Annotated in this window: 12 protein-coding genes; 1 reads left to right on the forward strand and 11 read right to left on the reverse strand. The window is 47.9% G+C overall.

Features of this window, described 5'->3' with window-relative positions; genetic code table 11:
* Positions 1 to 8: 8 nt before the first annotated feature.
* Positions 9 to 974, reverse strand: a complete 966-nt coding sequence (hprK, locus tag OGM59_04830) for an HPr(Ser) kinase/phosphatase (protein UYI90035.1) — start codon at positions 972 to 974, stop codon at positions 9 to 11.
* A 223-nt stretch (positions 975 to 1,197) separates the two neighbouring features.
* On the opposite strand from hprK, the gene OGM59_04835 reads away from it, so the two are divergent.
* Positions 1,198 to 2,373: a glycosyltransferase gene (locus OGM59_04835; protein ID UYI90036.1), complete on the forward strand. Its 1,176-nt coding sequence runs from the start codon at positions 1,198 to 1,200 to the stop codon at positions 2,371 to 2,373.
* A 142-nt stretch (positions 2,374 to 2,515) separates the two neighbouring features.
* On the opposite strand, the gene OGM59_04840 is transcribed toward OGM59_04835, so the two are convergent.
* The 10 genes from OGM59_04840 to OGM59_04885 all read right to left on the reverse strand — a co-directional run bounded on the left by OGM59_04840 (position 2,516) and on the right by OGM59_04885 (position 12,817).
* Complete coding sequence (locus tag OGM59_04840) at positions 2,516 to 2,965, reverse strand: Hsp20/alpha crystallin family protein (protein UYI90037.1); 450 nt, start codon at positions 2,963 to 2,965, stop codon at positions 2,516 to 2,518.
* A 273-nt stretch (positions 2,966 to 3,238) separates the two neighbouring features.
* A complete protein-coding gene (locus OGM59_04845) occupies positions 3,239 to 4,372 on the reverse strand; it encodes a Coenzyme F420 hydrogenase/dehydrogenase, beta subunit C-terminal domain (protein ID UYI90038.1) in 1,134 nt (377 codons plus the stop codon).
* Positions 4,366 to 5,823, reverse strand: a complete 1,458-nt coding sequence (locus tag OGM59_04850) for an oligosaccharide flippase family protein (GenBank protein ID UYI90039.1) — start codon at positions 5,821 to 5,823, stop codon at positions 4,366 to 4,368. Before OGM59_04850 ends, OGM59_04845 begins: the two co-directional genes overlap by 7 nt.
* A 94-nt stretch (positions 5,824 to 5,917) precedes the next feature.
* Positions 5,918 to 7,009 carry a polysaccharide pyruvyl transferase family protein gene (locus OGM59_04855; GenBank protein UYI90040.1) on the reverse strand — a complete coding sequence of 364 codons (1,092 nt, stop codon included), beginning with the start codon at positions 7,007 to 7,009 and terminating at the stop codon, positions 5,918 to 5,920.
* Between the two features lie 149 nt (positions 7,010 to 7,158).
* Positions 7,159 to 7,560 carry a glycosyltransferase gene (locus tag OGM59_04860; protein ID UYI90041.1) on the reverse strand — a complete coding sequence of 134 codons (402 nt, stop codon included), beginning with the start codon at positions 7,558 to 7,560 and terminating at the stop codon, positions 7,159 to 7,161.
* Between the two features lie 125 nt (positions 7,561 to 7,685).
* Positions 7,686 to 8,720 carry an acyltransferase family protein gene (locus tag OGM59_04865; protein UYI90042.1) on the reverse strand — a complete coding sequence of 345 codons (1,035 nt, stop codon included), beginning with the start codon at positions 8,718 to 8,720 and terminating at the stop codon, positions 7,686 to 7,688.
* Positions 8,710 to 9,624 (reverse strand): beta-1,6-N-acetylglucosaminyltransferase, encoded by a 915-nt coding sequence (locus OGM59_04870; GenBank protein UYI90043.1) that lies wholly within the window; start codon positions 9,622 to 9,624, stop codon positions 8,710 to 8,712. Before OGM59_04870 ends, OGM59_04865 begins: the two co-directional genes overlap by 11 nt.
* 8 nt (positions 9,625 to 9,632) lie before the next feature.
* Positions 9,633 to 10,577 carry a glycosyltransferase gene (locus OGM59_04875; GenBank protein UYI90044.1) on the reverse strand — a complete coding sequence of 315 codons (945 nt, stop codon included), beginning with the start codon at positions 10,575 to 10,577 and terminating at the stop codon, positions 9,633 to 9,635.
* The gene (locus OGM59_04880) at positions 10,577 to 11,611 is read right to left on the reverse strand and encodes a glycosyltransferase (GenBank protein ID UYI90045.1); all 1,035 of its coding nucleotides are present in this window, start codon (positions 11,609 to 11,611) and stop codon (positions 10,577 to 10,579) included. Before OGM59_04880 ends, OGM59_04875 begins: the two co-directional genes overlap by 1 nt.
* A 9-nt stretch (positions 11,612 to 11,620) precedes the next feature.
* Entirely contained in the window at positions 11,621 to 12,817 is a 1,197-nt protein-coding gene (locus OGM59_04885) for an EpsG family protein (protein UYI90046.1), read from the reverse strand.
* Positions 12,818 to 12,831: the final 14 nt, after the last annotated feature.

The following is a 12,831-nucleotide window of genomic DNA, read 5'->3' on the forward strand; positions in this document are numbered from 1 at the left end:
ATCCTCCGTTATGAATTCTTCCAAATCTCCAGTTCTTTATCCTCCGGCTCGATCTCTTCCATCCCAAGACCGGCCATCAACTCTTTGGCAGCGTTATAGCCCATTTTCTTTTGGCGGTTGTTCATGGCCGCCGTTTCTACGATCACCGCCAGGTTCCGCCCGGGGGTGATGGGTACGGTAATCACCGGCACCTGAATATCCAAAATACGGGTGTACTCATTGTCCAGTCCCAGCCGATCATACGCCTTGGTGGAATCCCAAGCCTCCAGCTGAATGACCATATCAATTTTCTCCGTATTCTTAACAGCACCCATACCGAAGATCCGACGCGCATTGATAATGCCAATGCCTCGCAGCTCCACAAAGTGGCGAATGTTGCTGGGAGACGCGCCTATCAACGTTTTGTCGCTGACCTTGCGAATTTCCACCGCGTCATCGGCGATCAGTCGGTGCCCGCGCTTGATCAACTCTACGGCCGCCTCGCTTTTACCCGCGCCGCTCTCACCGGTAATGAGTACACCTTCGCCGTACACCTCCACCAGCACGCCGTGGCGTGTGATCCGAGGGGCCAGTTCTGCATTCAAATAAGCGATTAAAGTTGCCAGGAAGGGCGAGGTCTCTTCTTGGGTGCGCAACAGCGGCACCTGGTGCGCCTTACACTCCTCAACGAAATAATCCGGAATGTCCAGCCCTCGAGTCACCACAGCCGCAGCCGGGTGCAGTGCCAACCAATATTGGAGTGCCCGGCGCCGTTTTTCCGGCTCCATATTCAGCAAAAAGCCAAACTCCGTCCACCCTAAGATCTGAACCCGATCGGCATCGAAATAATCCGTATAGCCGGTCATCACGATCCCCGGCCGGTTGACCTCATTGGTGGTAATCAAGATCTCATCCGCCGGCTTTGGCAAATAGATGATTTCCAAATTATGCGCCGTTATGATCTTCTCCAGCGATACAGAATAGCTCTGGGTCATTTTTCTCCCCCTCCCATAGGTATTTATACATATATCATTATATAGAAAGGTGGCCGGGATAGCAAGCCTTTTTTGCCGCTTTTCCAAATTCTTAGGCCGTAACGCGGGATTTAGCCGCAGGGCATAAACAAACTGTAAAATTCGCTGCCCGGCAATTTACATTCAGGCAAAATTGTGCTATAATGCCCAAAAATCCTTATGATTTGCAAAAGCAGGTGAAAACTTGAACGATAAATTAAAAATTGCCATCGGCACAGATGCATTCCCACCCACCACGGACGGGATCAGCAATGTGGCCCAAAGCTATGCGGAGAAGATCAATCAAGGTCTTGGTGAGGCTGTGATCGTCACCCCAAAGAATCCGAATCAGCAGGACTATAAATATCCGTATGAGATCTTCCGCTATAAAAGCTGGTGGGTTCCCACCAAAGAAGGATACAGCGTCGGGTGGCCATTTAAGCCGGAGCTGCACCAAGCCATTATTGACCGGCATTTTGATCTGTTGCACTCCCACTGTCCCCTGGCCACCAGCTACTACTTTAAGCGGGTAGCACAGTTGCACCCCATTCCTACGGTACTCACTTATCACACCAAGTATGAGTATGACTTCGACCGGTGCATTCCCGGCAAACCAGCCAAGGACTTCGCCTATAATTTTATGCTAAAGAACATCAGTGCCGCCGATGAAGTATGGGTCACCAGCGAGGGCACGGTAGAGAGTTTGCGCCGCTTTGGCTACCAAGGCGATTATGTGGTGATGCCCAACGGCTGCGATATGCCCAAGGTAGATGTGTCCCAATCCCAAATGGATATAATCCGCCGCAAGCATAATATTCCTGACGGTGTACCGGTGTTTATCTATGTAGGCCGTATGATTTGGTACAAGAACATTCGTTTAATTTTAGACGCCTGCAAGATTTTGAAAGAGCGTGGCGAGGATTTTCGTTTGCTGATGGTAGGCTTCGGCGCCAACGAGAACGCCATACAAAAGTATTTTCGCAAACTGGGTCTGACGGACAAAATCATCTACACCGGCAAGGTGCTGGATCGGGCAGAAATTCAGGGCTATTACGGCATTTCCGATTTGCTGCTGTTCCCCTCTGTATTTGACACCAACGGCTTAGTTGTTCGTGAGGCAGCCTCCTGCGGCACCCCCAGTCTGCTGGTGGCCGGCAGCTGCGCCGCCGAGGGCATTGCCGACGATCACAATGGTTTTCTTTGCCTGGAGAGCGCCCACAGCATTGCAGTGCGCCTGCAACAGATCATGCACCATAAAGATTATCTCCACCGCGTGGGCAAGGCCGCCCAGGAGGAAATCTATATCAGCTGGGACGACGCTGTGCGCCGCGCCTACGATCGCTACCATATTGTGATCGACAACTTCAAATCCAGGCAATAAAGGATAATAAAAAAAACACCGGCGGTGGGCCTTTCGGTCCGCCGCCGGCTTTTTTGCTGCCATTGTTCGTGGGTACTGTTGTATATCAAAGAAAGGGGAAAATCCAACAGCAGCGTCTATCTGCGCCCGAGGGCGTAAACGGTTATTCCAGTTCAATTCTGTGGCTCGTGGGGGTGTCCTCCGCCTTTTTCGGCAAGGTCAAGGTCAGCACGCCGTCCTTGTAGCCGCCCTTAATACCCTCAGTATCTACACCGCTTACATCGAAGCTGCGGCTGTAAGTGCCATAAGAACGCTCAGAGCGAATGTACTTGCCTTTTTTGTCTTTCTCCTCATAGTCGGAGTGGCGCTGCGCACTGACGGTCATCCGATCGCCGTTAATGTCCACATGAATATCTTTCTTATCAAATCCGGGCAAGTCCGCTTCCAATCTGTAAGCGTCACCCTCATCGGTAATATCCGTCTTAAAGGCAGACTGACTATCGTTACTGAAGAACACACCAAAGGGGTCCTCAAAAAAGTGGCGCTCAAAGTTATCCATCTCTCTAAAGGGATCATAAGCGGTCATTGCATGATTATTTCTACGATTCAGCATATCTGTTACCTCCAAAATGAAATTCAAACTGTTGCTAACTTTATATGCAGATTCGGTAAGATTAAGTTGCCGACTGCGCTTGGTTGCTACCCATGGGTACCAACTCCTTTCTGATTCTAACGCACGGTTTGCATTGCTCTTTCTTTTGTTCCTCCCTTGGAACAATTCTTACTATAGACCCCATTTATGAATAATGTGTGAACAAAAGATAAACAATTAGCACTCTTTTTGCAAGAGTGCTAATATGTGCCACTTATTACATTTTTCAGTGCTTTATCCTCTGCGCAGCAGCTTTTTGGCACAGGCAACCGCCTTTTGTTTTACACTTTTGCCATAGAACAGGCAATATTTGTCCGCCGCCCGCCGGTAGTCTAAATCACCTTGCCGTTTTTCAAATTCTGCAAAGAACGCAGCCCGTGCTTTCGGCTCCGTAGCAGAATGCAGCGCACTGGGGTTCCCGGCTAAGGCCGACTCCAACGGTTCTGCTTTCAGTAGTAGATCCGATCGGATCTGCGCCAAGGCTTGTTTCCCGGCGGCGCTGTGCACCAGCACCAGTGAGGTGCCCTTATCGTCAAACATGGTGGAGTCCACATTTTGGATTCCCCAAAAGTCCGCCAAGGTCAGATCCGACACGCGGCTTGCACCTTTTGCCGGGCAATGATAACAGGACGGGCGCAGGATCACATCGGAAAGAAACAGCCGCATATACGGATCCTGCCTGTACGGGTGTGCCGTACCGTTCAGTTGCACGGAATACTGCTGCCAGCCGGTGCATTTGTCGCGAAAAAACAAGGGCATCTGCGCATCGATGGCCTTGGCATAAGCCTGCCATACCGCTTCCGACGGCACGCCGTGGCAAATCACATCTACCGTCAACAGTCCCGGCTTTGGTCCGCCTAAATAGCCCAGCAGTCCTTGCACCTGGCAGCCGGTGCCGGAGAACAGCACTTTCCTGCCCTGTTCCAAATCCAGTTGTACTCCAGTAAAGCAATCCCCCATACGGCTTTGCACATATTTGCTGCCCATCAGACGGGGCAGATCCTCTGTATGCGTTATGCGCAGATGGTGCACCGTCAGATCCGGCTCCATTGCCGCACCGTAGACTACGCCGCACTGCTCCAACACTTTCTCCGCCAAAAGGGAGAATACACCACCGGAGGAGCTTTGTGTCCGCTGTCGGTCTTGCCGAGAAATGGCGGCATAACAAAGGGGTTCCTTATCATCCACCGGCAACGACTTTTGTGCCGGGCAAACCCGGTTGCAGCGGTCACAGCTTATACAAACCGTTTCCTCTGCCACAGGGTAGAAAAATCCCTCTTTGTCCCGCTCTATATGCAAACAGCTTTTGGGGCATGCAGCCACACAAGCGGTACAGCCGGTGCACCGCACTTTCGGCGTATTCAGCAACCGGACCACCTCCGCAGCACAGGCACCTTACCCTTGGTCAGCCGGTTCAGCAACCCGGCAAAATAGGCGAATTCATCTGTTTTTCGATACGCGATCAGGAACACACCATTGGGCAGCACGGCACACACAAGCAGCCGTAAAATCATAGTCACAATCAGCGACGGCAGCGTGATAAAATGACAAACGCCAACGCACGCGCCGCAGCAAACCGCCGCCAGTGCCACATAGCGCAGGGTGCGGCCCACATAAGGCTTCCAACTGCAATGGAACACCACAGTAAACAAATTATGGGTCAGCCATGGCATACCCACCACCAACATGGCAATGATGGTGGAGATTAAAATACCGTAAAGCCCCCAAAACTGCACCAAGATCAGATTCACCACCAGGTTCACCAGGGAGCAGATCAGTGGGCGCCAGCGGTCCTCGTGCCACATGCCCGCTGCGTCTTTGTACAAATTCAGCAGATTATTGATCTGGCGAATGATGAAGTAGGCACAGAGTATAATTACCATACCATACGGCAGCAAGTTGTCCTTGCCCACCCAAAGGGTCATAAACGGCTGATACAGGCAGGCAAAACAGCAAATGCAAAAAGCCGACAGCCAGGACAGCAGAAAAGTAAATTTCCGCAGATCCTTATAGTTTTTCTTCTCGCTTTCGGTTACCAGGCTGTTACCGATCCCCGCCAAGCTGGAACTGGTGATCAGGGTCACAAAGCCGAAAATGGTATTCATTACAAAGAAGTAGTTTTGATATTTTGCAAGCGCAGTCAGGCCTAAAAATGCGGAAATTACAAGCGTGTCCGCAGAATCGTAAACCACGCTGCCGATCTTTGAAGTAAACAGATCTTTAATCCGCTTGTTGATGATCTGCACATCTTCCTTCGGCAGCTTGCCCATGGCCTTGTACTGGGGATATAACTTGTCCACCACAATAGCGGTTACAATATTACTCACCACGCCGGACAACAACGCAACAATAATATAAGCATAATAGTCCCGCATAAAGTACAGCACCGCCAACTGCACGCCGTATTTCACCGTATTGATAACATAGCCGATCTTGTCGCCGATATCATTACGCTGATGGGCAAACAGCAGGCAGTTTTTGTACGCAAACAGCCAATAACTGACCACCGTGGTCAGCAAATTGATCAAATACAGCACATACAGATTCACATCCGGCGGCAGGTCTTTCTTCACCAACATGGGCAGCACCGGAATAATCACTAAACCGGCCACTAAGATTACAGCCCCCACAATACGGTAATAAATCTTATAGAGCCGCATCAGGGCGCAAATGCGGGTGGTGTCCTGTTCAGCAATGGGCTTGTACATACTGAAAGTCATGGCTGAACCGACGCCCAGTTCTGCCAAATTCAGCACGGACAAAATAGAGGTGAACAGACTGTTCAGCCCCACATACTCCATACCCAGCCAATAGATCATGGCCGTGCGCATTAAAAACGGAATGATTAAGTTGTAAATTCGCGTTATCGTGCCAAAAAACAAATTCCGCGCCGCGTTTTTCGTCCTGCTGTCGTTACTCATGAATCTCCAATGCGTTTTTCAAATAATCCAGTGCAAATCGCCGCTCCCGCTCCAAAACCGGCGGAACAGAAGCATAGTCTTTATAGAAAATGTGGTTCGGGTCCTCCTGCACGGAGCCGCGGCACCAATCGCCAATGCCAAGGCTGCCAAAAAGAGTATCAAGCCTGCTTCCCATATCTAAGTTGTTGTCTTCTCTAGTAAAGCTGCGAAACGGCTTGCCAAAGAGTATAGAAAACACACTGCCGTGGAACGAATCCGTCAGCATCAACCGGCAGTGATGCACCAGCCAAATAAATTCGTCCGGCGTGGTCATATAGTGCGCCAAATTTTGAGGCTCATCCACCCATTCGCTATCTAAAGCGATCCATTGCAAATCGTACTTGTCTGCAATGTTTTGAATAAACGCTTGCCGTTCTGCAGAAAGCGCACCTAAGAAATAAGTCAATAAAAATTGCTTTTTCACCTTATAGTTTGGCTTCTTTTCCAGTGCTGTCCACGCCTGTTCTGTCAGCAACATCGTCGGATCCAGCACCACAGGGACAGATCGACCGGTTAGATTCTGTATGATTTGTGCGCCCTGTGTTTCTCGAACAGAAATAGATTTAAGTGCCGATAATTCTTGTATATACTTGTCCTCTAATTCTTTTGGGATTTGATCCACCCCAATACTGGCCGCATAGGCAATCCGTTTTTGCGATTCAGCGAATGTGCCAAAATAAAAGTCCAGCGCTTCACGCACAAACCAAAAATCAGGGTTCCAAATTTGATCGGAACCAAGCACTACATAATCGCAATCACTCGCCCGGTGATAGTCCTGCCACCGCAGATGGCGTTTATCCCATTTCCCAAACTGTCGAAAGCGCCGCAGCCTATAGCCATCCCGCAATCCAAAAATGCGCTTAACTTCCTGTTTGGCCCAATGTTTTATTGAAAAGGACACTTGAAGCGGATCATTAAAAGTCACCGTATCAAAGCCAAGATTGCGCAAAACAGAATCCAGTGCATAATTCTGCAATCGATTTCCATAGTTCGCCTGGCCAACAATTGTGGCAATTCCGACCTTGTCTTTTCGTTTATTATTCATCCTCAATTAATCCTTAATGTAGATTTTTCCGTAAAAAGTAGTAGAAATGCAGCAACTTACAATACAAATGCGGAAACCGAAAATAGAACAGCCACAAGTACTTCTCCTGTCCGTCAAGCGTGATACCTGTGAGCGCCTTTTTGTTTTCTTTAACAGAATTCTTTGTTGCATCCATAAAATGATTCCATGCAGTGTGTAGAATAGATGATATTAGGTACATCATCCGCAATACGCATATCCGTCTTCCAGCCATTTGAATAAACAATGCGATAAAGCATTCCGGTTACATCTGTATGATACTCGGCAGCACAAGAAACCAACTCCGCTATCATCGTCGAATCAATCCAATCATCCGAATCAACAAAACTAATATATTGTCCAACCGCATTATCAAGGCCGACATTTCTCGCAGACGCAACGCCACCGTTTTCCTTATGAATCACGCGAATACGGCTGTCTTTCTCTGCCCAAGCGTCGCACATGGCCGGGCAGTTATCCGGTGAGCCGTCGTCTACCAAAATGATTTCTAACTCCTTGTAGATCTGGTCCACAATGCTTTACACGCACCGATCCTGGTACGGCTCCGCTGTATAGATCGGCACGATCGCCGAGTTCAACGGCGCTTCATTCATATTCAACCTCATTTGTAACAACAATCTTTCTTCTGACCCTTTTATCATTTAGAGGATCTGTTCGGTTTAATTCCAAACATAAATGCCATAGCCGGAATATGCGACAAAACCGCATTAATCAAGCTAAAGAGCAAAATAGAAGCAATCACCATCACCACAGCATTGATCCATTGCAATAGTAGTGTATTTTTAATATAAATACCCAATATGCGCAGTACATACGGATCTACTACTGTATAAAATCTTTGGTGCGCTACAAAATAAATCATAGAATTTTTACCAACGTATGCAATCCACCGCACATTTAGCCGATAGGATAACAGCACCACTGCCGCTATACCACTACAAGCCGACAGCAACATCAAAAATGGATTTCCATAGCTGTTGTGAAACATATCCACCTGCACACCGGTAAGATGATAATTCAAATATCCCAAACCTATATTTGCTAAGGAAAGCGTAATGAACAAAAGCCAGTATGTCCAACCGCCATGCAGTAATTTTACTTCGATATCAGTTCTGTAATAACGATAATTGTACCCCAATGCAAAGAAAGGCAGTGCCATCATTGCCGCATCTGCATTTATCCAGAAATTATGAATCCCGCGCTTGTAGAAAAATAAATAACAGATTGAAAAAAGTAACAATGCAAAGAACATAAGCAATGCCTTATTATATTTGACCAAACGCAAAAATATGTATGCCATCACCTGCACGCACAATAAGGCGCTCAAAAACCATATCGTATCTTTTCTTCCCATGGTCAGATATGTATATACATCTTTGCCAATATTGACACTTTGTCCGCGTACGGTCTGCACAAGCAACTTGAACAAAACAAAATAGAAGAACGCCCAACAATAGTAAGGCACGATCATTCGCTTTGCTTCATCACCTAAGAAACGATTTATCGGTTTATGGCCATTAAAAACAACGCCGGACAAAAAGAAAAATAAAGGCATATGGAAAGTGTATATTTCCGCTCTCAATGTATCCGGGATATTGAAATGTCCTAAAAACACAAGAATGATGCCAATACCCTTAGCTATATCCACCCATTTCCACTGCTCACTCTTCACAAACAATATTTCCTTTTCTATTACATAACGCAGCCTGTATTGCTTTTACAATTTCCGAATCCGCCTGCATACTGAACTTGCGGGCAAACATAGCCGGAGATTGCATAATTTCATCATAGTCTGCCATACGGAACACATACGGATGCCCCCGCTCCCAGTCGATCAGCCGCGCGCAAGCCATTTGGTCGTTATTGCAATTTGGCATATATAAGTTGGCGGCAAAGGGCGAATTCACCAACATGGTCTGCACGAACACTTCGTCCCCGCAGTAGCAATAGGCAAACAGCTGTTCAACCCGCCCCGCCTGACTGACAATATACTTAGCAAAGTCCCCGGTAATGCTAAACCAGTTGGTGCCTTTTTGTACAACCAGATTCTGTCCTTTCAGCCGATCTACACGAAACAGAACTTGCAACCGAAAAGCAATTTGTGCAAGTATCTTGGTAAAGAAATTCCGCTTTTTACGAAACAAATGATAATAGCGAATTCTTGCAGCAAAAGCCGAATTCGGCTCATTTTCGGAAAAATGTACAAACTCTTTCCCAGCATTTTTCTCAAAAAAAGCGTGAATATCATCATTAGATTTAATAGGCAGATCCACGCCGGAGATCAAATGGTAATAAGCATACGGCTGCGCCGGATCCTCCCCTGCCACTGCCGTTTGTAGAAGGAGCAGCTCTGTATTTACTAACGAAAAATCGCCCCAGGTCGCGGATATTCGGCGCGGCGTAAACCGCAACCTGGAATACTGTGTCAGCGCCTGAAAGGACTTAAAATCGAAGTCCTTGACCTTAGCATCTATATGAACATAAATATCATTTCGCGGATCATCCAAAAGTCGCACCAAGATCTCCAGCAGGTCAAATTCATTGTGCGCAATAATCATATATGCGTGCTTTTGCATACAGTCACCTACTTTTTAGGCATAGCCTTGTGATAGAGTTTGGCCGACAGGGCCAGCAACAGCATTTTTGCCTTGTCTCTCGCCCCGTACAAAGAGGAGCACCACACCGTCCATTTATACTTCAAGATTTCCGCCCGCAGACCGGGATAATACTCCAGGCACCGCCCGCTGCTGAGCATATTGTTCATCACGATCATGGCGGAATTCAGATAACCTTTCAAGCAATAGGGTTTGACCTGCTCATCGGTCTGCTCACCCATGATCTGTTTTTTCACTTCAATTATGGAGAACGCCGTCGGCCGGAACACAGAATTGGTCACAGACGCCCGGTTCACCCGATAAACATAGTAAGTGCCGGTCATATAAACCATCTTCGGCTTCTTTTGGATCACACAGTAATTGAATAAAATATCCTCGGAATATCCGGGGCGAAAGCGCATACCGTTCAGCACACTGCGCTTATACAATTTGTTCCACACGGCGCCGCTCATCAGCCCATCGTTCATAATGTCAATAACCAGTTTGTTGTACTCCGGGCAGTATGTCTGCGAATTGGTACAGATCTCTTGCATATCGCCGTCCACGTTCTCGCAATAACCACAGCGCACAACATCTGCGTTCTCCTTAACGGCGCAGGACACAAGCGCGGCAGTCATATCCGGCAAAATCCAGTCGTCGCTGTCCACAAATTGTATGTAATCACCGGTTGCCGCGTCCAGTCCCGCGTTGCGTGCTGACGAAAAGCCGCCGTTTTCTTTATGTATTACGCGAATACGATTGTCTTTCCCCGCCCAAGTGTCGCACATGGCCGGACAGTTATCCGGCGAGCCGTCGTCCACTAAAATGATTTCTAAATTTTTATAGGTCTGGTCCACAATGCTTTGCACGCATTGATCCAAATACGACTCCACCTTATAGATCGGTACGATCACGCTGACTTTTCCATAATCCATTATGCTCTCCCATTACGCAATTTGTAATACAAATTCCAGGCTTTGATCAGCAGATACAGCTGACCCGGCTTTTGCTGCTGCACAGCACGCACGGCAACCGCTACCTGTCTTGGCAAGGCACCGGGAACAGACGCCAGCAGCGCCCGCAACTCCTGATTTTGGCAAACTCGGGCACAGGACTGCCGCAGTCCCTTACGATCCAGATCACAGTCCAGTGATGCCTGATTGCGCACCCAAAGTTGCAGCAGATAAGCAGCATACATTTGATACTGGGCAAAAAGCGCCCGTTTATCTGTGTCAAAATATGTCCGCAAAATATCCAGCGGAATAAAAATTGTCTCCGTTAAATGCGGGTCAAACGCAGCTGTCATGGACTGGGCATTGTTGCGATAATGGTACAAACAGCCGTCCACATACGCCAGACTCTCAGCCGCCAGCAAACAGGGATAAGTAAACGCGGCGTCCTCACCGATCTTCACCTTCGGTGTGACCGGGTACAGGCACTGCTCCAGCAGCTCCTTTTTAAACACCTTGGACCAACAGCAGGGGTTGATACCAAAGGAATAATAAGGTGCATGGTACAGCATAGTGGGATAGATCTCCTGCGCCAACTGCGCTTTCGTATAATACGCCCGCTGCAAATGCTGGGTACTTGGCTCGTTATGGTCCGCAAAGGCATAATAGAACTCGCAAAGAGCCATATCCGGCGCATATCGGTCAATCGCCGCCGCAAAGCGGGCATACATATCCGGCTCGATCCAATCGTCGCCGTCTACAAAACCCACATAATCCCCTTTGGCCACCCGCAGACCGGCCTGCCGTGCGGACATCAAGCCGCCGTTGGGCTTATGCACCACCTGCACCCGCGCGTCCTTGCGGGCATAGGCATCACAAATGGCCGGGCAGTTGTCGGTTGATCCGTCGTCCACCAGCACAATATCCAGGTCCGTGTAAGTCTGGGCCAAAATACTGTCCACGCACTGGCGAAGATATGCTTCCACCTTATATATGGGAACAATTACGCTAATGGTCATAAACGCTCCTTAAAAATGCATCCAAATCAATGAACTTCCTACGCAAGCATACAAAAAATGCACGCAGATATAAGCAAAGTAGACAAGCAGCATGGCGCCTTGGGTACGCACACGCAGCACCATTTTCTTCTCACCGGTGTAAATAAAATTAGGCGGTTGCTTCTTCACAAAATCCGCTTGCTTTTGCATACCCACCATAAAGAGCACAGCGCCCATGATCGGCAGGATCCACCGGGCAAAGCGCAAAAAGATCAGGGAACTGAACAGACAGCCGATCATGAAAAACGCAGTGGTGGAGCAGTAGCGATAAAAGCGATAGATGGGATCTGTCTCTTTATCCCGCACAAAATAGACAGAGAAGTACCAAATCACGAGCAGCACAATTACTAAGGTGACGATATTAACCAAAAAGCCTGTACTTGTATTTAGTCGTACTGCTTCTGTATTATTTTCAGACTTTTCAGCAATAGAAAGTATGAATTCATTGTCTGATTTTTCAGCAATAAATTGGATAAACGCACCACCAACAGCCAGTCCCAAGATCATAACCACATTGATAAACTTGCTGTTAAACTTCATGGTCAATAAGGTCAACAACACCAACGCCACCGGCAAAATCGGTGAGGAATGGAGCAGACACGCCGCCACATAACCAAACAGGCACAGGATGATATTGCGCTTTTCTGCCAAATGATAATAAGCGCAGGCGATCACAATGGCAAAGGCCAGTCCGTTACGAATGCCGGACGCTGTATCATAAAACCAGTAGGTAGACAGAAAAAACAGTGTACCCAGCAGCACATAGCCTTTGCTCACCTGATAGCGCTGGGCTGCTTTGTACATCACCAGGAACATTAAGGCATAAACGATAAACATGGTCACCGCAGCCACATAGCGGTTGTTGGGAAAAAAGCTGAGGAAATAGAAATAATAGCGAAATGTAATGTATGTCTTCCAGTTGTACCAGTTCAGATTGACGATATAGTCCAAACCGGCCTTCCCCTGCTCTCGCATAATATCCAGCATACCGTAATAGCGATACAGATCGTCCGTTTCATCCGGCACAATGTGATAGGCCAAAACCGTCATGGCCACCACAACCGCAACAAACGGGATCCACATATATTCTCTTGGCAAAATCAAAAGCAGCAGCGCATAGCCTGCAACAATGATCACAAACCATGTAAGTGCAGATAATCCTAACATGAAATCCTCTTTTT

It is taken from the genome of Oscillospiraceae bacterium, assembly GCA_025757685.1.
GTDB lineage: Bacteria > Bacillota > Clostridia > Oscillospirales > Acutalibacteraceae > CAG-217.